Origin of the sequence: Acidihalobacter sp. (assembly GCF_037381185.1) — a bacterium.
GTDB lineage: Bacteria > Pseudomonadota > Gammaproteobacteria > DSM-5130 > Acidihalobacteraceae > Acidihalobacter_A.
The window spans coordinates 1-26791 of sequence record NZ_JARRQY010000032.1; the positions used below are offsets into that span (position 1 = coordinate 1).

Sequence of the window (26791 nt, forward strand, 5' to 3'; positions counted from 1 at the left end):
GCAGACCTCGAGCGCACACCCCGCCACGGGGCACCGCAGGCACTTGCCTTCCAGGCAAAGCCTGCTCGGGCGGCGTCCTTGCCGCCCGACCCCGCGCCGGGGTGCACGCTCGAGGCAAGGCCTAACGGGAAGCGGAGAGTCAAAACAGAACGTACTCCAAACCTGTGAGCTGTGACCAAACGAGTTCAGAGAGCTTCGGCTTCGGACTCGCCCTGTTTTGACGTTGAGTCCCCCCTGATCGCTTGCCTCGCGAACGTACCCCTGGGCGGGGATGGCTGACAGGGATGTCAGCCAAGCAGCTTTTGGCCTGGATGGCCAATAGCTGCGAGCCCCGTTCAGGGGTACGTTCGCGAGGTTGCCCGACAGGGACAAGCACAGCACTCTGCGCCTGTGCCATTGGCGGCTGCAGCGACTCCAGGCTGTTTCGCCACAAGGCGCGTCGCGCAGGGAAGGCTCATTGCCTTCGCCAGCGGCGCAACACCGGGGCGGGACAGCCTGGAGACGCCCTTCGGGTGGGCTGGTGTGCGCCCAGGGCTGCGTTGCGGCGCTTGCCAAGGGCTCGGGCCATTGCCTTCGCACCACGCCTTGCCCTGAACGCACGCCAGCCCACTGCAGTCGCGAATGGCACAGGTGCAGAGTGCTTTGGGGGTGCGTTTCTTTCGCCGGTTCCTTTGCGCATTCAAAGAAATCGGCTCGGGCGCGCCACCACGACAGATCGAAGCCGTTAGCCTTCAATCGCGCACGAAATTGACCCTGAAACCTGAATGGGCGGCGGTGTGGTTGATCGCGCCTCCAATCGCTCAGCCGAGCCCAAGCCCCCCATCCACCCCGGTATATTTGCCGGTCCAATCGGGCTAGAATCGACCCTTGCCAAGGGAGGAAACACTATGAATCCCCGATTGTTTACCATCGTCGCCCTGATTTTCGCCGCTGCAGCGCTGCGCTTGATCCCGCATCCGGCCAATGTGGCTCCGATCGCCGCGCTCGCGTTGTTCGCCGGTTCGTACCTGGAAGACCGCCGTCTGGCTTTCGCCGTGCCGTTCGGTGCGTTGCTGCTCAGTGATTCGGTGCTCGGCCTGTATCCGGGGTTGGTGTTCGTGTACGCCGGTTTCGCGCTCAGCGTCTGCGTCGGCTTCGCCCTGCGCAAACGTAACGTTGTGCGTATCGCGGCCGGTACGCTGATCAGCGCGCTGGTGTTCTTCCTGATCACCAATTTCGGCGCATGGATGACGCTGCCGATGTATCCCAAGACGCCCGAAGGTCTGTTGGCGGCCTACGTGGCAGGTATTCCGTTTCTGCGCAATGCTCTGGTGGGGGATGTGCTGTACGTGGGCGTGTTGTTCGGCGGTTTTGCGCTGGCCGAACGACGCCTGCGTTGGCTGGGCCGACCGTTAGCCCATACGTGATGTGGCGTAACTTGACACAGCGTATTAATAGGATAATTATTTTCTGATAAACTAAATCATTATTCGGAGGATGCGGAGAATGTCGGAGAAAAAACTTGCGATTATAGCCACCAAGGGCACGCTGGATTGGGGCTATCCCCCGTTCATTCTGGCTTCGACCGCGGCGGCACTGGGTTACGATACCGAGGTGTTTTTCACCTTCTACGGCTTGCAGCTGCTGAAGAAGGACATGGATCTTAAGGTCAGCGCGCTGGGTAACCCCGGCATGCCCATGCCCGGCGGTATGGACAAGTGGTTCCCCACGCTGGGTCTTGCTCTGCCCGGCATGGAGAGCATGATGACTATGATGATGAAGAACAAGATGAAGGCCAAGGGCGTGGCCAGCCTGGAAGATCTGCGTGAACTCTGTCTAGAGGCGGAGGTGCGCATGGTAGCCTGCCAGATGACCGTCGACCTGTTCGAGATGAATCCGTCCGAGTTCATTGACGGCGTCGAGTTCGGCGGCGCGGCGACCTTCTTCGAGTTCGCCGGCGAAAGCGATATCTGCCTGTTCATCTAAGGCAGCAGGCACAGCGGACCTCTGTCGGCCCGCTGTGCCTTTCGTCCCCCTTCATGTCAGCAGTTTCCCCCATATCCGAAACCGGATTTCTCGCACGCTACCGCAACGGTAGTTTTAGCGGCATTCTGCGCTGGCATCAGCTCGATGCATTCTGGGAGACGCTGCGCGCTGCGGCCGATCAAGGCTGGTATGTCTATGCCGTGGGCGAGGCGGTGCCGCAGGACGTTTCTACGGCGGACGAGGTGCTGCGCTTCATTGACGAGATCGACGCCCTGCTGCGTCGCGAGCACGATGAGGACTATTGCGGCATCGTGTACGCGGACGATCTGCGCGCACCGACGCTGATCAAGATCTTCGATCCCAACAATCTTGGTTCGAGCTGCGGCTCGAGCGCAAATCCGCCGAAGCCGGGCTGGCTTATGAGTCTGCAGCAGCCGGTCGACCTGGCCGATGCCGCACCGTTGCCGAACAATCGTCGGCGCTGGTGGCAGCGCCTGTTCGGCGGCTGAGGGGCATCCCGTTTCGGCGGTGCGGGGCTCAGGCCCCGGCAAGTCGTCGTGCGCATTCCAGGTAGGCCTTCTCGTCAGGCGCGGTGCCGTTGCGCTGCGCCTCCCACAGGCTTTCTCCCAGGCAGTCCATCATGGCGTGTTCGGCTTCGTGGGCGTCTCCGAGACGGGTGCACAGGGTTTGATAGGCAGCACGTATGCCGGGAGGCCGGTCGGTACCGGTCTGTTCGCGGATGGCCATGTGCATGCCCAAGTGCAGAAACGGATTGGATGCGCCCTGCTCGGGCGGGAAGTCTCCGTGCAGAGCCTCATCGCCGGCATCCATCAGGGCATGGTATTCGGGATGTTCCTCGATGGTTGCGACGACCTGCGCTGCCAGCGGATCCAGCACTTCGCCGCGCCGACGTTGCGCCCAGGCCTCAAGGAAGAAATTGCGGATCTGCGAGCGGTCTTGGCCGAACATGGAAACTTTCGTTTGATGAGGGTAATGGGGCAGTTTGGCCTGTGTGCTGGATCAGGGCAAGGCGCGGGCGGCGCTTGCCGCCCGCGCCTGTCCGATTCAGCCTCCGGCCATGTCGAGGTCGTCCTGCACCGCGGCCACGCCAGCTTTGGCGCAGGCTTCGTCGGTGGTGCCGGACGGGGCGCCGCTGACGCCCACCGCGCCCAGCAACTGGCCGCCGGCGTGCATCGGCACCGCGCCGGCGCTCATCAACAGACCGGGTACGCGGCCGAGCGGTGTGTCCGCTCGTGCGCCCAGAGCGGAGGTCGGGGTATTGAAGGACAGTGCCGCGTAGGCTTTCTCGCGGCTGATCTGCAGCGTCAGCCGGGCGGCCAGGGTGTCGCGCAGGACGACTTGCGGATTGCCGCCGCGGTCGAGAACGGTCACCGCGATCGAGACGCCCTTGCTGCGACAGGTTTTGATCGCGGTGTCGGCGATGCGCTGTGCGGTATCCAACGAGAGCTGCGGTGTGTGTACCATCAAGGGTTGCTCGGCGTGGACTGGGGTCGCGGCGCCCAGAAGCGCTGCGACGTATAGTGCGATGACTGGATGGTCTATACTCATCGAATACCCCTTTTGTCGTCACGCGGACGTGTGGAATTTTGTCCGTGCAGCAGAAAAATTTGCCCGTATTGTGTAAATTCGATTTTTTGCGGTCAAAGTAATTGTAGGACATCCGGCACCCTCTCGATTTACCGTGTTCCAGCGGTTCGAAGTACAGGCCGGCGCGGTATCTGAACCGGTCGAGACCCCGGCGGGCCAAGCCCGCCGCTCTCTCTCTCTGTAATCCCCAAGCGGAGGAGAATCATGCCCCAGCAAGCGTCCAACTTACCTACTACCAATTCTGTCCGTACGGCGCCGCGTCGCCGTCGTCGGCCGATTATTGGCAGTGCGCGCAGCCTGATCGCCCAGATGCTCAAAGCGCGTATCCATATCGGCACACTGACTCTTCGCATGCCGGATGGCGTGCAAATGAGTTTCGGCCAGGGAGAACCGGCTGCTGAGATGATCGTGCGTGAAGATGCGGTGTTGCGACGCATCCTGCGCGACCCCGGACTGGAACTCGGCGAAACCTATATGGAAGGTGGCTGGGAGGTCGGCGAGGGCGGGTTGCGCAAACTCATCGAGGTACTCATGCGCAATTTCGCCGAGGCTCACCCGGCGGGTGCAGAGCGCCTGGCGCTGCCGCTGCTCAAGCTAGTGCAGCAGAGCAACCGCATCGGCCGCTCGCGGCGCAATGTGTCGCATCACTACGACCTCGATGAATCCCTGTTCCGGACCTTTCTGGACGACGGTATGTTCTACTCCTGCGCCTATTTCGCACGCGAGGACATGACGCTGGAGGAAGCGCAGCAGGCCAAGTGCCAGCTGCTGATGGACAAGCTGCGTCTGCAGCCCGGCATGCGCGTGCTGGACATCGGCTCGGGCTGGGGCGGGCTGGCGATCTATCTGGCCGAGCATGCCGGCGTCGAGGTCGATGGCGTGACGCTATCGACCGAGCAGCTGCGCGTGGCCCAGGAGGAGGCCGAGCGACGCGGCCTATCGGACCGGGTTCGCTTCCATCTGCGCGACTATCGCGAACAGGATGGCGTGTTCGACCGTATCGTCAGTGTCGGCATGTTCGAACACGTCGGCGAACCGCAATTCGGCACCTTCTTCCGCAAGGTCGAAAGCCTGTTGGCCCCCGACGGGATCGCGGTGCTGCACACCATCGGTGCGACAGGCGTGCCGGGGCAGACCAATGCCTGGATCCGGCGCCATATTTTCCCCGGTGGCTACATCCCCTCGCTGTCGCAGATCACCCACCGGGTCGAGCAGGTCAACGGACTGGTCTATAACGACGTCGAGGTGCTGCGCCAGCACTACGCCTGGACGCTGGCCGAATGGTATCGCCGTTTCCAGGAACGCCGGGTTGAAATCGCCGAACGCATGGGCGAAACGTTCTGCCGCATGTGGGAGTTTTACCTGGCCACCAGCGAGGGTTCGTTCCTGTGGTGGGACTTGGTGGTGTTCCATGTCCAGCTGACCCATGGCCACGGCCCGGTGCCGGTGACGCGCGACTATCTCTGCCATACGGAGTGATCGGACGAAGCGGGGGCCTATGATGCCGGGCATGCCCGACGTCCTGGAGGTGCTGGAGTTCTGGTTCGACCCGCGCGTACGTGAGCGCTGGTTCGACTCCACTCCCGAGCTGGACGAGGAGATCCGCGCCCGTTTCCAGCATCGATGGGAACGGGCCGCGCAAGGCGCGCTGGATTTCTGGGCGGAGCTGCCCGAGGGGGCTCTGGCGCTGGCGATCGTGCTGGACCAGTTCCCGCTGAACATGTTCCGCGGCGAGCCGCGCAGCTTCGCCACCGAGCAGGCAGCGGTCGGCCTGGCTAGAGCTGCGGTGCGCGCCGGCCTGGATCAGGCTCTGGACCCCGGGCGTCGGGCGTTCCTGTACATGCCGTTGATGCACAGCGAGGATCTGGCGGACCAGGACGAATCCGTGCGCCTGTTCGAGGCTGGCGGGCTGGAGGGGAACGCCCGCTTTGCACGTCATCACCGCGAAATCGTCCGGCGCTTCGGGCGGTTCCCCCATCGAAATGCGATACTCGGCAGGCAGAGCACTGCCGAGGAGCTGGAATACCTGGCTTCCGACGAAGCGTTCAAGGGATAGCCGGAATGCTTGACGAAAGGGATCGGCGTCTGGCCGAGGCGGTGCGCCAAGCCTGCATACGGGCGTTGCGTGAGGGCTACGACACCGCCGGCATCAGCGGTCTGTGTGCCGAGGGCGCGCTGGAGGCGGCCTTGAGCGCCGTGCAGCGGCTGGATCTCGATACGGTGGTCGAGGAGGCCCGTGGGACGGGGCAATAGAGGGGGCATATGGAAGAGAAGTTCTTCGAGCCGCTGAACTGTGGCCAGTGCGCCGGCGCCGAGCTGCTGGATTTCGACTTCAGCTTCGCGTTTCAACCCATTGTCGACTTTCGGAGCCGATCGGTCGTCGCCTATGAGGCGCTGGTGCGGGGTGTTGCGGGCGAACCTGCAGGAACCGTGTTGGAGCGCCTGAATGACGCCAACCGTTACCGGTTCGATCAGGCCTGCCGGGTCAAGGCGGTAAAGCTCGCTGCCGAGCTGGGAGTGGGCGTCGACCTGAACATCAACTTCTTCCCCAACGCGGTCTACAAACCGGAACTGTGCATCCGCACGACCTTGAGCGCAGCCGAGTTCTATGGCTTTCCGATTGAGCGCATTGTGTTCGAAGTGACCGAAGATGAACGCATCCAGGATCGTCAGCGTCTGCGTTCGATCATCGAGTACTACCAGCACCTGGGGTTTCGTACCGCAATCGACGATTTCGGCGCAGGCTATGCGGGGCTCAATCTGCTCGCCGCATATCAGCCTAACTATATCAAACTCGATCGAGAGCTGATCGCCGATATCGATGCGCAGCCGATCCGTCAGGCCATCGTGCGCGGCATCCTGCAGACTTGCGGCGAACTAGGTGTTGGTGTGCTGGCCGAAGGGGTGGAGACGGCCGAGGAGTTCGGTTGGCTGCAGGACTGCGGCGTCGAGCTGTTTCAGGGCTACTGGTTCGCGCGGCCGGCATTCGAAGCATTGCCCGAGGTTCCGGTTGAGCGCTACGCCGGGCAGGGATCGGCATGAGCGCGGATGATTCCGCGCAGCTTCGGCTACGTTCTGCGGAGGCGGATGACTGGCCTGCGATCTGGCCGTTTTTCCGCGCAATCGTGGAGGTCGGCGAAAGCTACTCCTATCCTTCCGACATGCCGGAGTCCGATGCACGAGTCGTGTGGATGGAGGCGCCGGCGGCGACTTATGTCGCCGAGCGTGACGGGCGGGCGGTCGGCAGCTATTACATCAAGCCGAACCAGCTCGGGCGTGGTGCGCACGTGTGCAACTGCGGCTACATGGTCGATCCGACCGCGCGTGGCGGCGGCGTGGCCACGGCGATGTGTCTGCACTCGCAGGACGAGGCGAGGCGGTTAGGGTTTCTCGCCATGCAGTTCAATCTGGTGGTGGCGAGCAACGAGGCGGCGGTGCATCTGTGGCGCAAGCTCGGCTTCGAGGAGGTTGGGGTGTTGCCGCGGGCTTTCGATCATGCGCGATTGGGCTTGGTGGATGCGTTGGTGATGTATCGGTGGTTGGGGTGAGGGTTTTGCGTGGGCGTGTGCGTGTGCGCGAGTGAAGGCTACGTACTCGTTGAGGGTGGTGATCGGTTTCGTGCGCGATTCGAGCAACAGAGCAGCTGAGATAGTTTTCTATTCTTGCATGGTTGGGGTTCTTTTCGGGCGCGAATCAGCAGCAGGTGCTTTTGGTCTTACTTGGGTGACGCGCCCGAGCCCCTTTCTTTGCACGCCCAAAGAAAGGTACGAAAGAAAGGCGCCCGAAAGGCCTTGACCCTACGGGCAAACCTCGAGCGCACACCCCGGCCCGGGGCACCGCAGGCACTTGCCCTCCTGGCAAAGCCTGCTCGGGCGGCATCCATGCCGCCCGACCCCGCGCCGGGGCGCACGCTCGAGGCAAGGCCAAACGGGAAGCGGGGAGTCAAAACAGAACGCCTCCCAAACGCTTGGGCTACGCATTCGCGTATCGAGGGGTAGGTTGGGGTAAGCGAAGCGCACCCCAACGCGGGCGGTGCAGCTCATGTTGGGGTTCGTTGCACTCACCCCAACCTACGGCAGCCGTGTTTTGATGTTAGGCCCCCCCTGATCGCTTGCCTCGCGAACGTGCGCCTGGGCGGGGATGGCCGGCAGGACGCCGGCCAAGCAGCCCTTCGCAGGAAGCGAATGGCTGCGGGCCCCGTTCAGGGGGGCGTTCGAGAGGTTGCCCGTCAGGGACAAGCACAGCACTCTGCACCTATGCCATTGGCGGCTGCAGCGACTCCAGGCTGTTTCGCCACAAGGCGCGTCGCGCAGGGAAGGCTTATTGCCTTCGCCAGCGGCGCAACACCGGGGCGGGACAGCCTGGTGTCGTCCTTCGGGTGGATTGGTGTGCGCCCAGGGCTGCGTTGCGGCGCTTGCCAAGGGTGCAGGCCATTATCTTCGCACCGCGCCTTGCCCTGAACGCACACCAGCCCACTGCAGTTGCGATGACACAGGTGCAGAGTACTTTGGGGGTGCGTTTCTTTCGCCGGTTTCTTTGCGCACTCAAAGAAAAAATCGTCGGGAACGATTTTTCGCGCCCGCCCCGAAGGGGTAAGGCGCAGGGATGCGCCGAACAAATCGGCTCGGGCGCGTCACCACGATCGATCAAATCCCCATGCATCGATTCGCGCCCGAAATGAGCCCCAACGCTTGAACAATAGGAAGTGGCATCAGAGCATCCCACTACCAGCCGAAGTCAGAAACTTCGAAACGCGTCCCGATCCCGCAAAAACCTCAAAACCGATCCGTCCGCGCCGCCTCCCAATCCGCCGCATACGGCGCCGGCACCGGGCCCTCGATCAAGGTGCCCGGCTCCATGTAGGTGTACAGCTCGCGATAGTTGCGCGCAGTGCCGTCCGGCATGCGCCGCCAGATATGTCCGGGATGCAGCTCGCCGGGATCGCTGACACCGATGACCGAACAGATTTCGTAGAAGCTCTTGATGGTGGCCTGATGGAAGCGGGCCACGCGTTCGCCCTTGTCCTGCACGTCGATGGCGCGGGCGCGCTGGCGGTCCTGCGTGGCGACGCCGGTCGGGCATTTGTTGTTGTTGCAGCGCAGCGCCTGAATGCAGCCGAGGGCGAACATGAAGGGGCGCGCCATGTTGCACAGGTCGGCGCCGATGGCGAGCTTCTGCACCATGTCGAAGCCGCTGACGACCTTGCCGCTGGCGATGATGCGGATCTGCCCGCGCAGGCCGGCGCCGGTGAGCACGCTGTGTACGTAGGGCAGCGCCTCGTTGATCGGTGTGCCGATGGTGTCGGAGAGTTCCAGCGGCGCAGCGCCGGTGCCGCCCTCGGCGCCGTCCACGGTGATGAAATCCGGTGTGATGCCGCTTTCCAGCATCGCTCTGACCAGCGACAGGAAGGCCGGACGCTGGCCCAGAGCCAGCTTGAAACCGATCGGCTTGCCGCCGCTCAATTCACGCAGGCGGGCGATGAAGCGCATCATCTCCAGCGGCGTGTCGAAGGCCGTGTGGCGCGGCGGCGAGTGGCAGGTCTCGCCCTCTGGCACGCCGCGGATACGGGCCAGCTCGGCGCTGACCTTGGAGGCGGGCACGATGCCGCCCTGCGAAGGCTTGGCGCCCTGCGAGAGCTTGAGTTCGATCATTTTCACTTCGGGGCGCCGGGCCTGCAGGGTGAACTGGTCCGGGTCGAAATGGCCGTCGCGCGTGCGGCAGCCGAAGTAGCCGGTGCCGACCTGGAAGATGAGGTCGCCGCCGCGCAGGTGGTAGGGGCTGATGCCGCCCTCGCCGGTGTTGTGGGCGAACTTGCCGCGCTTGGCACCTTCGTTGAGTGCCTTGACGGCGCGGTAGGACAGCGCGCCGAAACTCATGCCGGATACGTTGAGCCGCGAGGCGAGGTAGGGCTGGCTGCAGTCGGGGCCGCCGATCAGCACCCGCGCCGCGTTCGGGTCGACCGCCACGGGGTTGCCGTGCAGGGCGTATTCAAAGCCGTCGGAGGTGATGTCCTGCTGGGTGCCGAAGGCGAGGGTGTCGTTCTGGCCCTTGGCGCGGGTGTAGACCAGATGGCGCTGTTCGCGCGAATAGGGACGGCCGCTGGTGTTGGACTCGATGAAGTACTGGTGGATCTCGGGGCTGATGAACTCGAGCATGTAGCGCATGTGCCCGATGACCGGATAGTTGCGCAGCACGTTGTGTCTGGCGGCCAGGGCGTCGAACAGGCCGATTGCGGTGTAGGGCACCAGCAGCCACAGCAGGCGCAGGATCGGGGGCCAGAAGATCGAGATCAGCAGTACAGGGATCCACAGGGCGGGCAGGCTGTAATAGAAGATATTTCGCACGGTCGGGGGGCGGCAGTGGGTAGGCCGGATATTGTAGATCCTATCTCGGGATGCTGCGCGGGGCGGACTACAGGGCGATGAGTTCCGGCGGCGATTCCGGATCGAGGATGAGCAGGCTGTGTTCGGGCAGCGGTTGCCATAGGCCCTGTTCGGTCAGGGCTTCGGAGGCGACCAGTTGGGCGCCGTCGGGGAAGTCCTCGTCGTCCACGCAGTAGTACAGGCTGGGGCTGTCGTGGTTGACCGCATGGCGTATCGCATAGATGCGCTCGCCGTCGCTGACGATCAGGTTGAGCAGTGCGGCGGCCTGATCCGTCCAGTCGCTGAACAGGGCCAGCGTCTCGCCGATCGCGCTCTCGACGGCCATGTCCTCGTCCTCGGAGAGCATCTGCCGTAATAGTGCGAACAGGTATTCAGAGTCGGTGTCGCCGCGTACGCTGGCTTCGATGTCCACAGACAGTTCGCGCAGCAGTTTGGGGCGCACGTTGCGCCGAAAATCCTCGACGAAGCCGTTGTGCAGGAACAGCAGTTCGTCGTCCTTGAACGGTTGGGTGTTGGCGGGGGTATTGCCGAAACCCGGAGTAGCGCTGCGCACCGAGGCCAGCCACAGATCACCGCGCAGATTGCGCGCCAGCGTGGGGAGGTTGGCGTCGTTCCAGATCGGCTGCGGATTGACGTAGGTTTCGGGAGCGCCGTCCCGGTCGTACCAGCCAAAGCCGAAACCGTCGCCGTTGAGGCGGCCGTAGTACATCTCGCGCGGCGCCTGTGCCTGTTCGACGAGGTTGTGCGGTGGGGCGAGCAGAAACCGTTCGAGTACGATTTCGGGACCGAGATAAGCCGCGAGGCGACACATACCGCTTGCTCCCTTGGCAGGTCAGCGTATGTGGGGATCATACAACTCAATTGGTCTGCGTGTCCCGTGTGCCGTACACATTGCTTCGGGCAGGAGACATGCTTGCAATCTGTCACTGCCGTGTAACATGTTTGGGCTGTAATAATCGCATCATTTAAATGCGATGGCATGAGGTGCCCGTTCATGAGTGGCAACGATATTCTTCTGGTCGAGGACGAACCGGCGATCCGCGAAATGGTGAGTTTCGCATTGGGCCGGGCCGGCCTGCAGGTGCGCGAGGCCGAAGACGTCACCGTGGCGCAGTCGCTGCTGGCCGATAAGCTGCCCGATCTGGTGCTGTTGGACTGGATGTTGCCGGGGGTGACCGGCATCGATTTCGCGAGGCGGCTCAAGCGCGAGGAGTATACCCGCGAGCTGCCGATCATCATGTTGACCGCGCGCAGCGATGAGGACGACAAAGTCGGCGGTCTTGAGGCAGGGGTGGATGACTACGTCATCAAGCCGTTCTCGCCGCGCGAGCTGGTCGCGCGCATCCGCGCAGTGATGCGCCGCGTCAAACCCGAATCGGCTGACGAAGCGCTCAGCGTCGATGAGCTGCAGCTCGATCCTTCCAGCCACCGGGTGATGGCGTGCGGCACGCAGTTGGAGATGGGGCCGACCGAGTTTCGGCTGCTGCAGTTCTTCATGTCGCATCCCGAGCGGGTGTACAGTCGCGAGCAACTGCTTGATCGCGTCTGGGGGCGCAATGCCTACGTCGAGGAACGCACGGTCGATGTGCACATCCTGCGCCTGCGCAAGGTGCTGGGGCCTTTTGGCTACGACCGCATGGTGCAGACGGTGCGCGGAGCCGGTTACCGCTTCTCGGCAAAGGTCTGATGCCGGTGCGTCGGCAGCGCGTCGCGGCGGCGTGAGCGGGCCGGCGGGAGAGCGCGCATGAGCGGCGCCTGGGCGATGGAGTTCCTGCGCCTCGGCGTGCTCGCACTTCTCGGCCTGACGGCGGGTCTGGTCAGTGGTGAGCTGGCCTGGTCGATGGCGGTCGCGGCTGCCATCGCGCTGGTTTTCCATCTGCTGCAGCTCTACCGCCTGCATCACTGGATCGTCAATGACGAGGACCGCAATAACCCGCCCGATGCCGGCGGCGTGTGGGGCGAATTGATCGACGTCCTGTACCGCTTCGGCAAGCGTCACCGCAAGCGTAAGGAGCGCCTCGCCCGCCTGCTGGAGCGCTTCAACGAGTTTACCGGCGCCATGCCGGACGCCAACGTCGTCATTGGACCGCAGGACGACATCCGCTGGATGAACGAGGCGGCCGTCTCGCTGCTCGGTCTGGACCAGCCGGCGGACCTCGGCCAGCGCATCACCAATTTGATCCGCTATCCGGGGTTCGTGCAGTTCCTGCGCCGCGGCAACTATTCCGAAACCCTGGAGTTCCCGGCGCCACAGCGCGAGGACGTGCGCTTGAGCGTGCGGGTGGTACCGTTCGGCAACAACGAACGCCTGATTGCCGCCCGCGACGTGTCGCACTTCTTCCGCATCGAGCGCATGCGCCGCGATTTCGTCGCCAACGTGTCCCACGAGCTGCGCACCCCGCTCACGGTGCTCGCCGGTTATCTGGAAGCCTACATCGACATGGTCGAGGAAATGCCGGCGGCGCTGCGTCCGTCGGTGGGGCACATGCAGGGTCAGACCGCCCGCATGCAGCAGATTGTGGATGACCTGCTCACGCTGTCGCGACTCGACAGCGAAAACGTGATCGCCAGCGACCAGGAGGAAGTGTCGGTGCCGGGGGTCGTGTCGACCCTGCGCGAGGATGCGGAGGCGCTGAGCGGCGGGCGGCACGAGGTCGTGGCGGAGGTCGACTCCGGACTGCTGCTGCGCGGCGAAGCCAAGGAGCTGCACAGCGCCTTCAGCAACCTGGTTTCCAATGCCGTGCGCTACACGCCGGACGGGGGGCGGATCGTGCTGCGCTGGAGCGCCGGGCCCGCCGGCGAGGCGCGCTTCGAGGTGAGCGACAGCGGCATCGGTATCGCCCCGGCCGACATTCCGCGTGTGACCGAGCGTTTCTATCGCGTGGACAAGGACCGGTCCCGCGCGACGGGTGGTACCGGTCTGGGGCTGGCCATCGTCAAACATGTGCTGCAGCGTCACGGTGCGCGCCTCGAAGTGCGCAGCCGGCTGGGCAAGGGAAGCACCTTTGCCTGCGTCTTCCCGGCTGGCCGTGTGCTGCGCAAGGTTCGGCGGGTCGGCGTTGGTTGAGTCGTCCGGCGCAGGTTGAAGCCGTGCCGCACGTGCTAACATCGGGCTCATGATGCGCCCGCACGGCAGCATTTCCTCCCACTGGCGCCGGTTTCGCTCCGGATGCCGCCGCATGGTTTGTATACGATGAATCCGTCTCCCGCTCCCGAGTCGGTCGCCGCGGTCGATCTCGGCTCCAATAGTTTCCACATGATCGTCGCCCGCGTGGAGGCCAATCACCATCTGCAGGTGGTCGACCGGCTCAAGGAGATGGTCCGTCTCGGCGGCGGACTGGACGAGAACAAGTATCTAAGCGGCGAAACGCAGCAGCGTGCGCTGGAGTGCCTGCGCCGCTTCGGTCAGCGCGTGCGCGATTTCCAGCCGGGCGCGGTGCGCGCGCTCGGCACCAACACGCTGCGCCAGGCGCGCAACGCAGGGGAATTCCTGGAGCTGGCCGCCGATGCGCTGGGCCACCCCATCGATATCATCGCCGGCCGCGAAGAGGCGCGTCTGGTCTATCTGGGCGTGGCGCACTCGGTGGCGGCCAGCGGCGAGCGGCGTCTGGTGGTGGACATCGGCGGCGGCAGCACCGAGATGATCATCGGCGAGGGCTTCGAGGCGCGCGATACCGAGAGTCTGCACATGGGCTGCGTGAGCGTCTCGCAGAGCTGCTTTCCGCGCGGCGAGATCACCGCGAAGAACTGGCGCGCGGCGGTCACGGCGGCCCGGCAGGAGCTGCGGCCGCTGGTGCATCGCTACACCACTGCGGGCTGGGAGCGGGTCATTGGCGCTTCGGGCACGATCCTGACCACGGAGCGCGTGCTGCGCGAACTCGGATGGAGCGAGGGCGGGATCACCCCTGCCGGGCTTGCCAAGTTGCGCGACGCCCTGCTCGATGCCGGACACGCCGAGCGCCTGGATCTGGACGGACTGAGCAAGGAGCGTGCGCCGGTGTTCGCTGGCGGAGTGGCCGTGCTGACCGGCGTGTTCGAAGCGCTCGGGGTGGCGCGCATGGACGTCTCCAGCGGTGCGCTGCGCGAGGGCGCGCTGTACGACCTGGTCGGGCGTATCCGCCACGAAGACATCCGCGACCGCAGCATCGGGGTGTTCGTCAATCGCTATCAGGTCGATACGGAACAGGCGGCCCGGGTGGCCGGCACGGCCGCGCAGCTGTTCGACGCGGTCGCCGTGAACTGGGGGCTGAGCGACGAAGACGGCGACTATCTTCGTTGGGCCGCGCAGTTGCACGAGATCGGGCAGGGTGTGGCCCACAGCGGCTACCATAAGCACGGCGCCTATCTGGTGGAAAATGCCGATCTGGCCGGCTTCTCGCGTCACGAGCAGGAGGTTCTTGCGCTGTTGGTGCGAACTCATCGGCGCAAGTTCACCGCCAAGCTGTTCGAGCCGCTGGCCTCGGGGCTGCGGCCACGCGTCATGCGTCTGGCTGCGCTGCTGCGCCTGGCCGTGGTGCTGCAGCGCGGACGCGGCGCCGACGAGGTGCCCCTGGATAGCCTGGCGGCTGCCAACGGTACGCTGACTCTGACCCTGGAAAAGGGCTGGCAGGACCGTTATCCGCTCACGCAGGCGGATCTGAAAAACGAACAGAAGGCGTTCAAGGGCGTGAATATCGGGCTTGGCCTGGAGTAGAGCGTGATCATCGTTGGGGGGATGCTGCTCGCCGCGTTCGGCGGGGCGGTGTGGATCTATAACCGGCTGGTGCGCGACCGCCATCGGGTCGCGGCGGCGTGGAGCGACATCGACGTGCAGCTCAAGCGGCGCCACGAGCTGCTGCCCAAGCTGGTCGAGGCGGTGCGTGGCTATGCCGGCTACGAGCGCGCCACGCTGGAGGCGCTCACAGAGCTGCGTACGCGCAGCCGGCAAACCGACGATCCGCAGCTGCGCGGGCCTCTGGAGGCCGAGTTTGGCGCGGGCATGCAGCGCCTGCTGGTGCTGGCCGAGGCCTACCCGGAACTCAAGTCCGGCGGCAATTTTCTGGCCCTGCAGCGCGACATCAGCGAGGTGGAGAACGCCCTGCAGCACGCGCGCCGCTACTACAACGGCGCGGTGCGCAACCTCAACACGCGCGTCGATTCGTTTCCCGATCTGCTGCTCGCCCGGCCGCTGGGCTATCGCCATGCCGTCTATTTTCAGCTCGAGGAGGGGGAGCATGAGACGCGTTGACTGGCTGTGGCCGCTGATTCTGGCGCTGCTGTTCTGCATCGGGGCCGCGGCGCAGGCCGACGAGCGTATCCTCGATTTCCATGCCGCCATTGCCGTGCATGCCGACGGCAGTATGCGAGTGACCGAAACGATCCGCGTGCGCGCCGAAGGGCGGGAGATACGCCGCGGCATCTACCGCGACCTGCCGCTGAGCTATCGCGGGCCCGGCGGGCAGCGCTACAGCGTCGGCTTCCGCCTGCTCAGCGTGTCGCGCGACGGGCAGCCCGAGGCATATCACACCAAGTCGCTGAGCAATGGTATCCGCATCTACCTGGGGCGCAAGGATCACCTGCTGGCTCCGGGCGTATACACCTACACCCTGATCTACCGGACCGACCGCCAGCTTGGGTTTTTCAAGGACCACGACGAGCTGTACTGGAACGTGACCGGCAACGGTTGGGCCTTCCCCATCGATCACGCCTCGGCTTCGGTCGAGCTGCCGGCCGGGGTGCCGCGCGACGCGCTCGGCCTGGAGGCCTACACCGGCCCGCAGGGCGCACGCGGCAAGGACTACCGGGCCTGGCTGGGCCTCGGAGGCACGGCCGATTTCGCCACCACCGCGGCGCTGCCCCGACATGCCGGACTGACCGTGGTGGTGAGCTGGCCCAAGGGCTATGTGCGGGCGCCGTCCGCGGAGCAGCGCCTGCATTGGTGGTGGGCCGACAACCGGCCGCTGGTGTTCGCCGGCGGCGGCCTGCTGCTGTTGCTGCTCTATTTCCTGATCGTCTGGTACCGGGTGGGCCGCGACCCCGAGGCCGGCGTCATCATCCCGCGCTACCAGCCGCCCGAGGGCCTGTCGCCGGCGGTGTTGCGTTTCGTCGAGCGCATGGGCTATGACGACAAGACCTTCGCCTGTGCGCTGGTGGGCATGGCGGCCAAGGGGGTTCTCAAGATCGACGAGGAGGACGGCGAATTCGTCCTCGAGCGCATCGACGGCGCCGACGCGAACAAGCTCACGCCGGGCGAGGACGTGCTGCGCAAGCGGCTGCTGTCGCGCTGGGCCAGCTTCGTGCTGCGCCGGGGCAACTACAAGTCGGTGCAGAAGGCGAGGCGGGATCACGAAACCCTGCTGCGCCGCGAGTACGAGGCGCGCTATTTCCGTACGAACCGGGGTTATCTGACCCCCGGCATCGTGCTGTTGCTGGCGACCTATGCCGTCACCGTGCTGACGCAGGCCGATCCCCAGGCTCGGATGACGGGGCTGTTCCTGAGCGTGTGGCTCGGCATGTGGAGCGTGGGCGTCTACACCCTGGCCATCGGCGTGTTCGGCGCCTGGCGCAAGGCGCTGCGTTCCATCGGCGCCGCCATCGTGGCGGTGGTGACCACTGCTTTCGCCGTGCCGTTCTTTATCGGCGAGGCGGTCGGCCTGGGCATGCTGGTGCACAGCATCGGTGGACTGGCGACCCTGCTGCTCGGCGCGGCGATGGTGCTGTCCATACTGTTCTACCACCTGCTCAAGGCGCCCACCCTGGCCGGGCGCAAGTTGCTGGATCAGGTCGAGGGGTTCCGTTTGTACCTGTCGGTGGCCGAGGGGGACGAACTCAAGCTGGCGGGGCCGCCGCGGCAGGATGCGCAGCTCTACGAAGCCTATCTGCCGTATGCGATGGCGCTGGATGTCGAAAACGCCTGGTCGGAGCGCTTCGCTCGCAGCCTGCGCGCCGCCGGCCTCGACCCCGACAGCTACACCTCGCCGTCGTGGTACCACGGCAGCCCGCTGAGCGGTTCCCTGGCCGGCGTGGGCGGTGCCCTGAGCCAGGCGATGGAACAGTCGGTGGCTACGGCCAGCGCGAGCCCGTCCAGTTCCTCGTCGGGCAGCGGCGGCGGAGGCTCCTCGGGCGGCGGCGGCGGCGGAGGAGGAGGCGGCGGCTGGTAGCCGCCGCCAAGCCCGGATATACCGCCGGGTCATGCGGATGCACCCGGCGCGGCGCCAGGTGCGACGAGTCAGCTCTTCGTTTCGGCGCCGGATACAAAGGTCCGGACATCCCCGGCAAAGCGCGCATTGACGTTCGGCCACGAATAGAACATATGGCCTCCGTCGTACAGCTTCTCCTCGATGCGTGCCTTGACCGATTCGTCCAGGTTCGCCTGATGCAGAATCCGCTTGCTGGCGAAGTAGGGCGTGACGGTGTCGAAGCGTCCGTGCACGATCATCGCCCGCTGCTGCGGGTTGGCGGTCATGCCGGCGCGGAAGTCGTCGACTGCGGACGCCGTCTCGAACAGATCGAATTTCTTCTCGTCGTTTTTCCAGCCCTTGAAAGCCTCTTCGCTCAGCAGGACGTATTCCAGCGGTGTTTCGACGCCAAGCGTTTCGAAGTACCACTGATGGACCGCATTCTGGAAAAGGTGCTCGTCCTGGAACAGTGACTCGTGGACCGCCGTTTCGTTGTTCGTGCGGTGCGGAAACGGGTCCAGCGAATACAGGCTGCCGTCGTACAGGTCGGTGATTTCGGCATGGCTCTTGCGCACCAGTCTGGCGTAATCGGAAATCTGGATGCGTCCGTTGGACTGGCCGACGAACGTCTGATCCAGGCCCATCAGGTTGGCCGTCCTGGCCAGCGTTGCCTCGCGTTGCTCCGTCGGCATCAAGGTGGCGGACACCAGCATTTGTGCGTAGTCGCTGATGCTGAAGCGTTCCGCCTCGGCCTGTACCTCGGCCATCGCGGCGTCCTGCGGGAAACAGCGGTTGATGCCGTGGTGGTGTGCGATGGCGGCATAGCTCGGCAGGATGTTGATCCATTCCGCGGTGCTGTAATCGGAACCCGCGGCGTCGCGGAACTGCCAGATCGGCGAAATGCTGATGATGCCGGCCATGCCCAGGCCGTATTCCTTGTTTAGCAGCTTGGCCAGTCGGCAGGCGCGGTAGCCGCCGTAGCTCTCGCCGGCGTAGTACAACGGCCGACGCCATAGTTTGTGCTGGCGCAGGAAACGACGCATGAACTGACCGATCGAGTCGAGATCCTTTTTCGTTGCCCAGTAGGGATTCTTGTCCTCCTCGGATTCGGCGGATTTCTTGCCATCGTCCTCTTTCGGCTTCGGTTTGATCAGGTGGCTGAAACCGGTGCCGACGGGATCGATGAACACCAGATCGGCAAACCCCAGCCAGCTGGCCGCATTGTCGTCGAGTTGGCGGCTGGCGGTGTCGAATTTGCCTGCAGCAGTGCGTTGCAGGGTTTTCGGGCCGGCACAGGCGAAATGCAGGAATACGGAGGCCCCGCCGGGTCCGCCGTTCATGCAGAAAATCACCGGCCGCTCGGCATCGCCGTCCTTGCGCAGGTATGCAGTGTGGAAGATGCGCGCCTTTGGTTCTTCCTTGTCGTGAATCTCCAGCCAGTCGGCGATGACTTCGGTCTCGACGGTGTCGCCGCCGAGCTGGAACCGGTGGTGTTGTCTCGCACCCTTGTGAGGATTCTCCGGTGGCGTCTGGTCCTTGTCTGGCATCGTTACGTCCTTGATTGCTGGTTGCCAGGCTGCGGCTGCATGTAGGGCCGACGACGCGGCCGCTCGCCGTGGCGAGCGTCAATTCAACGGATCAGGCAAGCCGCAACGCGGAAAGTGCTCGACTCAGAGGCCCTGTTCGGCCATGCGGATGTACTTGCGGGCGCGCTGCACCTTGTCGATGCAGTTGGGGTATTTCTCGAATTGCTGCTGCACCTTGGCCGCCGACAGCAGGCTGGCGGCCTTGACCAAGCTGACCGTGCCGCCGAAGCCCTTCGCTTTGGCATCGTCGAGTTCGGAAAAGCCTTGGTTGAGTCCGCTGGCGCAGGCTTCTGCCTGCGACGTGGGCGCCATTCTGGCGCAGGCGCCGAGGCTCAGGCATAAGGCGGCGGACAGCAGTAGGGTGGTGGCGGTTTTCATGGAATTCTCCGTCCTTTGGGTGTCAGCCGGATGTCAGGTCGTTGATTTGGGCGAGCAGTCGGCCTTGGGCCGGGCGCGGTTTCTGCTGGCCCGGCTTGAGGCGCTTGTAGCTGCCGTCGGACTGCAGTTCCCAGGCTTGGCAGTTGTCGTTGAGGTATAGCTCCAGGGTCTCGCGGTAAACCCGCTCGGCGAGGCTGCGGTCCTCGATCGGGAAGGCGACTTCGACTCGGCGGAAGAAGTTGCGCTGCATCCAGTCGGCCGAGGAGGCGAAGATCTCCGGTTCGCCGCCGTCGTTCTGGAAGTAGAACACGCGCGAGTGCTCGAGTAGGCGGCCCATTACCGAGCGCACGCGGATGTTGTCCGAGACGCCGGGCAGGCCGGGCCGCAGGGCGCAGATGCCGCGCACCACCAGATCGATCTTCACGCCGGCCTGCGAGGCCTGGTACAGCTCGCGGATGATCTGCGGCTCGATCAGCGAGTTCATGCGCGCGATGATGCGCGACGGGCGTCCCGCCTTGGCTGCCTCGGCCTCGCGGCGAATGCGCTCCATGATGCCCTTGTGCAGGGTGAACGGCGCCTGCAGCAGTTTCTTCAGGCGCGACACGCGGCCCAGGCCGGTGAGCTGCTGGAAGATCTTGTGCACGTCGTCGCCGATCACGCGGTCGGCGGTGAACAGGCCGATGTCGGTATAGGCACGGGCCGTGCCGGCGTGGTAGTTGCCGGTGCCGAGGTGGGCGTAGCGGCGCATGCGGCCCTTGTGGCGACGCACCACCATGGTCAGCTTAGCGTGGGTCTTGTAGCCGACCACACCGTAGACGACGTGTGCGCCCGCGTCCTGCAGCCGTCCGGCCAGGCCGATGTTGGCGGCCTCGTCGAAACGCGCGCGCAACTCGACCACCGCCGTGACCTCCTTGCCGGCCTGGGCGGCCTCCACCAGCAGGTCGACGACGCGCGAGTCGGAGCCGGTGCGGTACAGCGTCTGCTTGATCGCGAGCACGTCGGGATCGCGCGCGGTCTGGCGCAGGAACTCGATCACCGGAGTGAAGGACTCATAGGGTTGGTGCAGCAGCACGTCGCCCTTGTCCAGGGCGTCGAACACGCTGCCGGAACCGAAGGAGGCCGGCAGCGAGGGGGTGAAGGCCGGGAATTTGAGGTTTGGGCGGTCGACCAGGTCGATGACCGCGGCGAGGCGGTTGAGGTTGACCGGGCCGTTGACCTGATAGAGGTCGCCGGAGCCGAGGCCGAACTGGCGCAGCAGGTAGTCGGCGGTGGCGGGTGGGCAATTGTCGGCCACTTCCAGACGAACCGCCTCGCCGTAGTTGCGCGACGGCAGCTCGCCTTCCAGCGCGCGCTTGAGGTCGTCGATTTCCTCCTCGTCGACGAACAGGTCGCTGTTGCGGGTGACGCGGAACTGGTAGCAACCGGTGACATGCATGCCGGGAAACAGATCGCCGACATGTGCGTGGATGATGGAGGACAGGAATACGAAGCCGTGATCTTTGCGGCACAACTCCTGCGGCAGGCTGATCAGGCGAGGCAGCGAGCGCGGTGCCTGCACCACGGCGATGCCGCTGTCGCGGCCGAAGGCGTCCTTGCCCTCCAGCGTGACCACGAAGTTCAGGCTCTTGTTCAGGATGCGCGGGAAGGGATGCGAGGGGTCGAGGCCCAGCGGGCTGAGCACGGGCTGCAGCTCGCGGTTGAAGTAGCGCTTGACCCACTGGGCCTGATCGGGGGTCCAGTGCGTGCGGCGCACGAAGCGGATGCCCTGTTCGGCCAGCGCCGGCACCAGCTCCTCGTTGAACACGCGGTACTGCTCGTCGACCAGGGCGTGCGCGCCGTCGCCGACCCGCAGCAGCTGTTCGTTGGCGCTCAGGCCGTCCGGCGTGGCGGAGGTGATTTCCAGGGCGATCTGCTGCTTGAGGCCGGAGACGCGGACCTCGAAGAACTCGTCCATGTTGGTGCTGGAGATGCACAGGAAGCGCAGCCGCTCAAGCAGCGGCATGTTGGCGTCGCGGGCCAGATCAAGCACCCGCCGGTTGAATTCCAACAGGCTCAGTTCGCGGTTGATGTAGAGTTCTTTCCGGGTCAGGTCGATCTCGTCCGCCATCGCGAGTGGCTCTGGGCGCGCTGTCACGTTGCTGTCACCGATTGGCATTAGGCTGGGAGGCCGTTAGGGCCGCGTATTGACGCGCTGCGGCGCGATTACGGGCCGCGCCGACGCTACTCGGACACTAGCACGCCACCGACGACTTTGCCATCATACGCCGGCGGACCCGGCGCCACTTTCCTGCAGGTGATTTTCATGAAACCAGACCCACTCAAGAAGCACATTTCCCAACAGTTCGACACCGAACTCGAGGACATTCGCAATCGCGTGCTCGCCATGGGCGGGCTGGTGGAGAAGAACGTCGGCGAGGCGATTCAGGCATTGATCGAAGGCAACATGGAGCTGGGCGAGGAAGCGGCTCATTCCGACTATCAGGTCAACCGCATGGAACTGGCCATCGACGAGGAGTGCTCGCACATTCTCGCCCGGCGCCAACCGACCGCGATCGACCTGCGCCTGATCATGATGGTGATCAAGACCATCACCGATCTGGAGCGGGTCGGCGACAAGGCCGAGAAGATCGGGCGAGTGGCCGTGCAGATGGCCTCCGAGGACCGTCTGGTGGCTTTCAAGGAGCTGCGCTACATGGGCGAGTTGGCCCGCGAAGCGCTGCACAAGACGCTGGATGCCTTCGCGCGCATGGACGTCGATGCCGCGATGGACGTGGTGCGAGGCGACGACGTGATCGATGAGGCCTACGACGGCCTGACCCGCCAATTGATCACCTACATGATGGAAGACCCGCGCAATATCCGCCGCGGCATCGACGTGCTGTGGTGCGCCCGCGCGCTGGAGCGCGTCGGCGACCACGCCAAGAATATCGCCGAATACGTGGTGTTCATGGTGCTGGGCAAGGATGTGCGCCACGTCTCGCCCGAGCAGGCCGAGGAAGAAATCCTCGCCAACAAGCGCTGAATCACGGCCATGCCAGGGTGTTGCAGTGCCCCGGCATGGAATAAAGCCGCCGGCCTTCCCGTCTTAGCCCTCCAGAAGCCATATGCGGCAGCACGCCATGTAGGCGTGTTTGTGCCGTGCACATGATTTATCAGGAGGGTTGACCACCGATGAGCATTTCCCGTCGTGAATTCATGCAGGTGCTGGCCCTGGCCGGCATGTCCGGTTTCCTCGGACCGCGTTTCGCGCAGGCCGCGGGCAAGAGCGCCGAAGACGCCTACGAGATCCCCGACTTCGGCAACGTCACGCTGCTGCACTTCACCGATTCGCACGCCCAGCTCAATCCGGTGTACTGGCGCGAGCCCGACACCAATATCGGTATCGGCGCCGCCAAGGGCCGTCCGCCGCATCTGACCGGCGAGCATTTCATGAAGTACTACGGTGTGGCCGGCGGAACTTCCGACGCCTACGCCTTCGACTGCCTGGACTACGAGGAACTGGCGCACAAGTACGGCACCATGGGCGGTTTCGCGCATCTGGCGACGCTGGTGAAACGCTTCCGCGAGCAGCGCCCGGGCAAGGTGCTGTTGCTGGATGCCGGCGACACCTGGCAGGGTTCGGCCACCTCGCTGTGGACCAAGGGCATGGACATGGTCGGTGCGCAGAACCTGCTCGGCGTCGACGCCATGGTCGGGCATTGGGAGTTCACCTACGGCGCCGACCGCGTCAAGGAACTGGCCGACAAGTACCTAAAGGCCGAGTTCCTGGCGCAGAACATCAACGATTCCACCTGGGGCGACCTGGTCTTCAAGCCGTACTCGATCCGCGAGGTCAGCGGGCGCAAGATCGCCGTCATCGGCCAGGCTTTCCCCTATACGCCGATCGCCAACCCGCGCTACATGATGCCGGACTGGACCTTCGGCATTAAGGACCAGCACATGCAGCAGATGGTCGACGAGTGCCGTCAGCAGCACAAGGCGGACCTGGTCGTCGTGCTGTCGCACAACGGTGCCGACGTCGACGTCAAGATGGCCTCACGGGTGAAGGGCATCGACATCATCCTCGGCGGGCACACCCACGACATCATGGGCCCGCGCCCGGTCAAGGTCGGCAATACGCTGGTCATCAATACCTCGACCAACGGCAAGATCCTGGCGCGCTTCGACCTGGACGTCGGCAAGGGCAAGCTCAAGGGCTATCGCTTCCACTATCTGCCGGTGTTCTCCAACGTCATCAAGCCGGATGCGGAGATGGCGGCTTACATCAAGAAGGTGCGCGCGCCCTACGAGAAGAAGTTGTCCGAGCCGCTGGCGGTGACCGAGAGCCTGCTGTACCGGCGCGACAACTTCAATGGCAGCTTCGATCAGCTGCTGGTGCAGGCGCTGATGGAGGAGATGGACGCCGAGGCCGCGTTCTCGCCGGGCTTCCGCTGGGGCTACGCCAAGCTGCCGGGCGATACCATCACCTTCGAGGACGTCATGGGCCAGACGGCCATCACCTATCCGCAGGTGACGGTGAACGAGTACACCGGCGCGCAGATCAAGATGATCATGGAAGACGTTGGCGACAATCTGTTCAACAAGGATCCTTACTACCAGCAGGGCGGCGACATGATCCGGGTGGGCAACATCCAGTACGCGCTGGATCCGGAGAAGGACATCGGCCACCGCATCACCGAGCTGCAGATCGGTGGCAAGCCGATGTCCATGAAGAAAAAGTACAAGGTCGCCGGCTGGGCGGCGGTCTCACGGCCGGTGGAGGGCAAGCCGGTGTGGGACGTGTTCGCCGATTGGCTGCGGACGCAGAAGAACGTGCGCGTCGACAAGCTTGACCTCCCGAACCTGGCTGGCGACATGAAGGGCAATCCCGGGATCGCCTTTCCGCGCGACTACGGGCTTTGATGCGCCGGACCTGCACGGCGGCGGGCACCGTCGTGCGGGTCGATTGAGGCGATGCCGCGACCGGGCGCCTGAGGTGCCCGGTCGCGTTGTTGGTGGCCCTGGGTGGGTGTTGAAAGGCTGTTGAACCTCGTTCAGGCGAGTGTGAGAGTAAGCAAGAATCGGGCGAAAAATCCTTCTGGAAAGGTTTTTTGCGTCAGACGCGCAGCGGGCAGACGCAAGGACAGGTCTGCCAAAAAGCGCAGTTTACGGAAGTGTAAATGAGCACAAGAGCCCGATTATGGCGAGCTATCGCGCCGCATGAGCAGAAGTTCAACAGTCTTTATAAGGGGGCAATAATAATTGGGGGGATAGTTTGGGCGGGATCGCAGTCCAATGGTGGATGGCGGCCCGTTCCTTCGCCCTTGGGAGGATGGTCATGGTTACCCCGTATACGTATTTCGCTTTGTTGACCCTGCATGTGCTGGGCATCGTCGTCTGGATCGGCGGCTCGTTCTTCGTCTATGCGGCCTTGCCGGCTCCGGCTGCGGAGATCCTGCAACCCGCGCAGCGGCTGGCTCTGTGGCAGGCGACCTTCAAGCGTTTTTTCCCCTGGGTGTGGGTCAGCGTCGCCGCGGTTTTCATCAGCGGGGAATGGCTGGCGCACGGCTGGCTGGACGGTTTGAACGCGCCGCTCTATATTCACGTCATGTTCGGCATCGGCGTGCTGCTGATGCTACTGTTTGGCCACATCTACTTCTCTCCCTACCGCCGCATGCGCCAGGCCCTGGCCGCCGGTGACGAGGCCGAGGCTCTGCGCCGCTTGAAGCAAATCCGCATGTTTCTCGGCCTGATCGGTGTGGTCGGCCTGCTGGTGGTGATCATCGGTGTGTCCGGACCGATGTTGATGGACCAGCCGCTGGTGCTGGACCCGCTCGCCAAATAAACCCCGCCGCGCGTTGTGCGGCGCTGAGATCAAGGAGGATTTCATGTCGGAAATCACGCTCGAAGCCGTACGCACCGCGCTGGTCGTCATCGATTTGCAGCGCGGTATCGTCTCTCACGATACCGCGCCGCATCCGGCGGCCGAAGTCGTGCAGCGCAGCGCGCTGCTGCTGCAGGCCGCGCGCCGCGTGGGAGCGCTGCCGGTGCTGGTGCACGTGGGCGGCGCCGCCGATCATGCCGACCGCCTGCGCCGCAGCGCGGACCAGATGGCGCCGACGCAGCCGCTGCCGGCCGGCTGGTCGGACTTCATCGACGAGTTCGAGCCGCAATCCTCCGACGTGGTGATCTTCAAGCGCCAGTGGGGCGCATTCTACGGCACCGATCTCGATCTGCAGCTGCGCCGACGTGGCATCGACACCATCATTCTGTGCGGCATCGCGACCGAGGTCGGCGTCGAGAGTACCGCGCGCGACGCCTACGAGCACAACTATCGCCAGGTTTTCGTCGAGGACGCGATGGGAGCGCTCAACGCCGAGAGTCATCGCAATAGCATCGAGCGCATCTTTCCGCGCATCGGCCACGTCAGGAGCACGCAGCAGGTGTTGGATCTGCTTGCCGGGTGAGGGCGCCGATACCGATAACCGCAACATACTGGCACTTGCCGCCCCAGCCTTCATCGGAGGGCTCGGGGGCGGGGTAGTATTCCCCATCCTGCCGCTGCTCGGGCTGCAACTCGGCATTCCGGCGGCGCTGATCGGTCTCATCCTTTCGATTAATCGCATCGTGCGCCTGACGGTCAATCCGCTGACCGGCTGGGTGGTGGACCGCTTCGGCGCACGCTGGCCGCTGATCCTCGGCTTGTTGATCGAGGCGGTATCGACGCTGTGCTTCCACGTTGGAGCCCATGCCGCGTACGCGGCAGCCTGGTTCCTGTTCGGGCGGGTGCCGTGGGGCGTGGGGTCCTCGCTGCTCATGATCGGCGCGCTCTCCGTGGCGCTGATGTTCGCGTCCGAGACAGGGGCGGGGCTGGCCACGGCCAAGGTGCGCATGTCGCTCAGCCTCGGCATGCCGGCCGGTTTGGTACTGGGCGGTCTGGTGGCCGCTCAGGCCTCGCCGGACGCGGCGTTTCTCGCCGCGGCGGCCATCACCTTCGTTGGCGCACTTTACGCTTGGCGCTTCGCACCGCGCGGAACGCGCCCGGCGCATGCCGCATTGCGCGAGCATGAACCGAAGCCCGCCGTTGGCCTGCGCGAGTTGTTGCGTCCCGGGCCGCTGTGGAGCCCCTGGCTATTCAACTTCTTCACTTTTTTCGGCGCGCAAGGCGTAGTGCTCTCGGTGCTAACGCTGCTGGTCCGTGACCGCCATCTGTCCTTCGCCGGCTGGGGCGTCGAAGGCACCGCCGGCGCGCTCATGGCGATGATGATCGGTGGTTCGGCGCTGATCGCTTGGCAGGTGGGCCGCCGCATCGACAGCAGCCGGCGCAAGACGGCGTCGCTGGCCGTCGGCGTGCTGCTGCTTGCCGGCTTCGCCCTGCTGGCCGTGTCCTGGCAGATCGCCGTGGCTGTTGCCGCGCTGGCCCTGATCGGCGCCGGCCTGGGTGGCATCAACACGCCGCTGCTGTTGATCATCGGCGAGCTGGCGCCGGCCGGCAGCCACGGCCGGGCGATCGGTATCTACCAGGTGCTGGGCGACCTGGGCGGCAGCCTGGGGCCGATCATCGGACTGGAGGCGCTGCTGCGCTACGGCGGCGTGGCGACCTTGCTCAGCCTCACCGCGCTGCTGGGGTTCATGCTGCCGCTGGTGGTCGTGCTGTGGCGCTGGGAGATGCGCCGCTGGAAGGAAAACGCGGATTAAGTTATTTACTTATGAATATTTCATAAATAAACTATCA

General features: G+C 64.6%; 25 protein-coding genes. 18 read left to right on the plus strand and 7 right to left on the minus strand.

Going from position 1 to position 26791, the window contains the following annotated elements:
* Window positions 1-887 precede the first annotated feature (887 nt).
* From P8014_RS11940 to P8014_RS11950, 3 genes are all read left to right on the plus strand, one after another.
* On the plus strand, window positions 888-1406 hold the full coding sequence (locus P8014_RS11940; protein WP_337817555.1) for a DUF6580 family putative transport protein: 519 nt from the start codon (window positions 888-890) through the stop codon (window positions 1404-1406).
* Window positions 1407-1485: 79 nt separating this feature from the next.
* On the plus strand, window positions 1486-1965 hold the full coding sequence (locus P8014_RS11945) for a DsrE/DsrF/DrsH-like family protein (RefSeq protein WP_337817556.1): 480 nt from the start codon (window positions 1486-1488) through the stop codon (window positions 1963-1965).
* Between the two features lie 53 nt (window positions 1966-2018).
* On the plus strand, window positions 2019-2474 hold the full coding sequence (locus tag P8014_RS11950) for a hypothetical protein (RefSeq protein ID WP_337817557.1): 456 nt from the start codon (window positions 2019-2021) through the stop codon (window positions 2472-2474).
* Between the two features lie 28 nt (window positions 2475-2502).
* On the opposite strand, the gene P8014_RS11955 is transcribed toward P8014_RS11950, so the two are convergent.
* Both P8014_RS11955 and P8014_RS11960 read right to left on the minus strand, forming a co-directional pair.
* Entirely contained in the window at window positions 2503-2934 is a 432-nt protein-coding gene (locus tag P8014_RS11955; protein ID WP_337817558.1) for a DUF1841 family protein, read from the minus strand.
* 96 nt (window positions 2935-3030) lie between these two features.
* Window positions 3031-3534: a heme-binding protein gene (locus P8014_RS11960; RefSeq protein ID WP_337817559.1), complete on the minus strand. Its 504-nt coding sequence runs from the start codon at window positions 3532-3534 to the stop codon at window positions 3031-3033.
* A 336-nt stretch (window positions 3535-3870) separates the two neighbouring features.
* Here P8014_RS11960 and P8014_RS11965 point away from each other — a divergent pair, with 336 nt between their 5' ends.
* From P8014_RS11965 to P8014_RS11985, 5 genes are read left to right on the plus strand one after another with little or no spacing between them, the layout of a single operon-like run.
* The gene (locus tag P8014_RS11965; RefSeq protein WP_337817589.1) at window positions 3871-5052 is read left to right on the plus strand and encodes a cyclopropane-fatty-acyl-phospholipid synthase family protein; all 1182 of its coding nucleotides are present in this window, start codon (window positions 3871-3873) and stop codon (window positions 5050-5052) included.
* A 31-nt stretch (window positions 5053-5083) separates the two neighbouring features.
* The gene (locus P8014_RS11970; RefSeq protein WP_337817560.1) at window positions 5084-5629 is read left to right on the plus strand and encodes a DUF924 family protein; all 546 of its coding nucleotides are present in this window, start codon (window positions 5084-5086) and stop codon (window positions 5627-5629) included.
* A 5-nt stretch (window positions 5630-5634) separates the two neighbouring features.
* Window positions 5635-5826 (plus strand): acetyltransferase, encoded by a 192-nt coding sequence (locus P8014_RS11975; protein WP_337817561.1) that lies wholly within the window; start codon window positions 5635-5637, stop codon window positions 5824-5826.
* Between the two features lie 9 nt (window positions 5827-5835).
* Window positions 5836-6615 carry an EAL domain-containing protein gene (locus tag P8014_RS11980; RefSeq protein ID WP_337817562.1) on the plus strand — a complete coding sequence of 260 codons (780 nt, stop codon included), beginning with the start codon at window positions 5836-5838 and terminating at the stop codon, window positions 6613-6615.
* Window positions 6612-7121 carry a GNAT family N-acetyltransferase gene (locus P8014_RS11985; RefSeq protein WP_337817563.1) on the plus strand — a complete coding sequence of 170 codons (510 nt, stop codon included), beginning with the start codon at window positions 6612-6614 and terminating at the stop codon, window positions 7119-7121. The genes P8014_RS11980 and P8014_RS11985 overlap by 4 nt, the downstream gene beginning before the upstream one ends.
* Window positions 7122-8348: 1227 nt before the next feature.
* On the opposite strand, the gene P8014_RS11990 is transcribed toward P8014_RS11985, so the two are convergent.
* Together P8014_RS11990 and egtC are read right to left on the minus strand one after the other, a co-directional pair.
* Entirely contained in the window at window positions 8349-9917 is a 1569-nt protein-coding gene (locus P8014_RS11990; RefSeq protein ID WP_337817564.1) for an FMN-binding glutamate synthase family protein, read from the minus strand.
* Between the two features lie 67 nt (window positions 9918-9984).
* On the minus strand, window positions 9985-10767 hold the full coding sequence (gene egtC, locus P8014_RS11995; RefSeq protein ID WP_337817565.1) for an ergothioneine biosynthesis protein EgtC: 783 nt from the start codon (window positions 10765-10767) through the stop codon (window positions 9985-9987).
* Window positions 10768-10950: 183 nt separating this feature from the next.
* On the opposite strand from egtC, the gene phoB reads away from it, so the two are divergent.
* The 5 genes from phoB to P8014_RS12020 all read left to right on the plus strand — a co-directional run bounded on the left by phoB (window position 10951) and on the right by P8014_RS12020 (window position 17095).
* Window positions 10951-11643, plus strand: a complete 693-nt coding sequence (phoB, locus tag P8014_RS12000; RefSeq protein ID WP_337817566.1) for a phosphate regulon transcriptional regulator PhoB — start codon at window positions 10951-10953, stop codon at window positions 11641-11643.
* Window positions 11644-11700: 57 nt separating this feature from the next.
* Entirely contained in the window at window positions 11701-13023 is a 1323-nt protein-coding gene (gene phoR / locus P8014_RS12005) for a phosphate regulon sensor histidine kinase PhoR (protein ID WP_337817567.1), read from the plus strand.
* A 126-nt stretch (window positions 13024-13149) separates the two neighbouring features.
* Window positions 13150-14649, plus strand: a complete 1500-nt coding sequence (ppx, locus tag P8014_RS12010; RefSeq protein WP_337817568.1) for an exopolyphosphatase — start codon at window positions 13150-13152, stop codon at window positions 14647-14649.
* Window positions 14650-14652: 3 nt separating this feature from the next.
* Window positions 14653-15183: a LemA family protein gene (locus P8014_RS12015; protein ID WP_337817569.1), complete on the plus strand. Its 531-nt coding sequence runs from the start codon at window positions 14653-14655 to the stop codon at window positions 15181-15183.
* Entirely contained in the window at window positions 15170-17095 is a 1926-nt protein-coding gene (locus tag P8014_RS12020; RefSeq protein WP_337817570.1) for a DUF2207 domain-containing protein, read from the plus strand. Before P8014_RS12015 ends, P8014_RS12020 begins: the two co-directional genes overlap by 14 nt.
* Before the next feature lie 68 nt (window positions 17096-17163).
* On the opposite strand, the gene P8014_RS12025 is transcribed toward P8014_RS12020, so the two are convergent.
* From P8014_RS12025 to ppk1, 3 genes are all read right to left on the minus strand, one after another.
* Window positions 17164-18660: a hypothetical protein gene (locus P8014_RS12025; RefSeq protein WP_337817571.1), complete on the minus strand. Its 1497-nt coding sequence runs from the start codon at window positions 18658-18660 to the stop codon at window positions 17164-17166.
* A gap of 123 nt (window positions 18661-18783) precedes the next feature.
* Entirely contained in the window at window positions 18784-19077 is a 294-nt protein-coding gene (locus P8014_RS12030; protein ID WP_337817572.1) for a hypothetical protein, read from the minus strand.
* A 22-nt stretch (window positions 19078-19099) separates the two neighbouring features.
* Window positions 19100-21184, minus strand: a complete 2085-nt coding sequence (gene ppk1, locus P8014_RS12035; RefSeq protein ID WP_337817573.1) for a polyphosphate kinase 1 — start codon at window positions 21182-21184, stop codon at window positions 19100-19102.
* A 195-nt stretch (window positions 21185-21379) separates the two neighbouring features.
* On the opposite strand from ppk1, the gene phoU reads away from it, so the two are divergent.
* From phoU to P8014_RS12060, 5 genes are all read left to right on the plus strand, one after another.
* Window positions 21380-22099: a phosphate signaling complex protein PhoU gene (gene phoU, locus P8014_RS12040; RefSeq protein WP_337817574.1), complete on the plus strand. Its 720-nt coding sequence runs from the start codon at window positions 21380-21382 to the stop codon at window positions 22097-22099.
* 149 nt (window positions 22100-22248) lie between these two features.
* On the plus strand, window positions 22249-23979 hold the full coding sequence (soxB, locus tag P8014_RS12045) for a thiosulfohydrolase SoxB (RefSeq protein WP_337817575.1): 1731 nt from the start codon (window positions 22249-22251) through the stop codon (window positions 23977-23979).
* Between the two features lie 415 nt (window positions 23980-24394).
* Window positions 24395-24901: a CopD family protein gene (locus P8014_RS12050; RefSeq protein ID WP_337817576.1), complete on the plus strand. Its 507-nt coding sequence runs from the start codon at window positions 24395-24397 to the stop codon at window positions 24899-24901.
* A 43-nt stretch (window positions 24902-24944) separates the two neighbouring features.
* The gene (locus P8014_RS12055; RefSeq protein WP_337817577.1) at window positions 24945-25523 is read left to right on the plus strand and encodes a hydrolase; all 579 of its coding nucleotides are present in this window, start codon (window positions 24945-24947) and stop codon (window positions 25521-25523) included.
* Entirely contained in the window at window positions 25513-26754 is a 1242-nt protein-coding gene (locus P8014_RS12060; protein ID WP_337817578.1) for an MFS transporter, read from the plus strand. Before P8014_RS12055 ends, P8014_RS12060 begins: the two co-directional genes overlap by 11 nt.
* The last annotated feature ends 37 nt before the right edge of the window (window positions 26755-26791 follow it).

Coding starts and splice junctions, on each gene's coding strand:
- P8014_RS11940 (WP_337817555.1), top strand. CDS start 888: ATGAATCCCCGATTGTTTACCATCGTCGCCCTGATTTTCGCCGCTGCA.
- P8014_RS11945 (WP_337817556.1), top strand. CDS start 1,486: ATGTCGGAGAAAAAACTTGCGATTATAGCCACCAAGGGCACGCTGGAT.
- P8014_RS11950 (WP_337817557.1), top strand. CDS start 2,019: ATGTCAGCAGTTTCCCCCATATCCGAAACCGGATTTCTCGCACGCTAC.
- P8014_RS11955 (WP_337817558.1), bottom strand. CDS start 2,934: ATGTTCGGCCAAGACCGCTCGCAGATCCGCAATTTCTTCCTTGAGGCC.
- P8014_RS11960 (WP_337817559.1), bottom strand. CDS start 3,534: ATGAGTATAGACCATCCAGTCATCGCACTATACGTCGCAGCGCTTCTG.
- P8014_RS11970 (WP_337817560.1), top strand. CDS start 5,084: ATGCCCGACGTCCTGGAGGTGCTGGAGTTCTGGTTCGACCCGCGCGTA.
- P8014_RS11975 (WP_337817561.1), top strand. CDS start 5,635: ATGCTTGACGAAAGGGATCGGCGTCTGGCCGAGGCGGTGCGCCAAGCC.
- P8014_RS11980 (WP_337817562.1), top strand. CDS start 5,836: ATGGAAGAGAAGTTCTTCGAGCCGCTGAACTGTGGCCAGTGCGCCGGC.
- P8014_RS11985 (WP_337817563.1), top strand. CDS start 6,612: ATGAGCGCGGATGATTCCGCGCAGCTTCGGCTACGTTCTGCGGAGGCG.
- egtC (WP_337817565.1), bottom strand. CDS start 10,767: ATGTGTCGCCTCGCGGCTTATCTCGGTCCCGAAATCGTACTCGAACGG.
- phoB (WP_337817566.1), top strand. CDS start 10,951: ATGAGTGGCAACGATATTCTTCTGGTCGAGGACGAACCGGCGATCCGC.
- phoR (WP_337817567.1), top strand. CDS start 11,701: ATGAGCGGCGCCTGGGCGATGGAGTTCCTGCGCCTCGGCGTGCTCGCA.
- ppx (WP_337817568.1), top strand. CDS start 13,150: ATGAATCCGTCTCCCGCTCCCGAGTCGGTCGCCGCGGTCGATCTCGGC.
- P8014_RS12020 (WP_337817570.1), top strand. CDS start 15,170: ATGAGACGCGTTGACTGGCTGTGGCCGCTGATTCTGGCGCTGCTGTTC.
- P8014_RS12025 (WP_337817571.1), bottom strand. CDS start 18,660: ATGCCAGACAAGGACCAGACGCCACCGGAGAATCCTCACAAGGGTGCG.
- P8014_RS12030 (WP_337817572.1), bottom strand. CDS start 19,077: ATGAAAACCGCCACCACCCTACTGCTGTCCGCCGCCTTATGCCTGAGC.
- ppk1 (WP_337817573.1), bottom strand. CDS start 21,184: ATGGCGGACGAGATCGACCTGACCCGGAAAGAACTCTACATCAACCGC.
- phoU (WP_337817574.1), top strand. CDS start 21,380: ATGAAACCAGACCCACTCAAGAAGCACATTTCCCAACAGTTCGACACC.
- soxB (WP_337817575.1), top strand. CDS start 22,249: ATGAGCATTTCCCGTCGTGAATTCATGCAGGTGCTGGCCCTGGCCGGC.
- P8014_RS12050 (WP_337817576.1), top strand. CDS start 24,395: ATGGTTACCCCGTATACGTATTTCGCTTTGTTGACCCTGCATGTGCTG.
- P8014_RS12055 (WP_337817577.1), top strand. CDS start 24,945: ATGTCGGAAATCACGCTCGAAGCCGTACGCACCGCGCTGGTCGTCATC.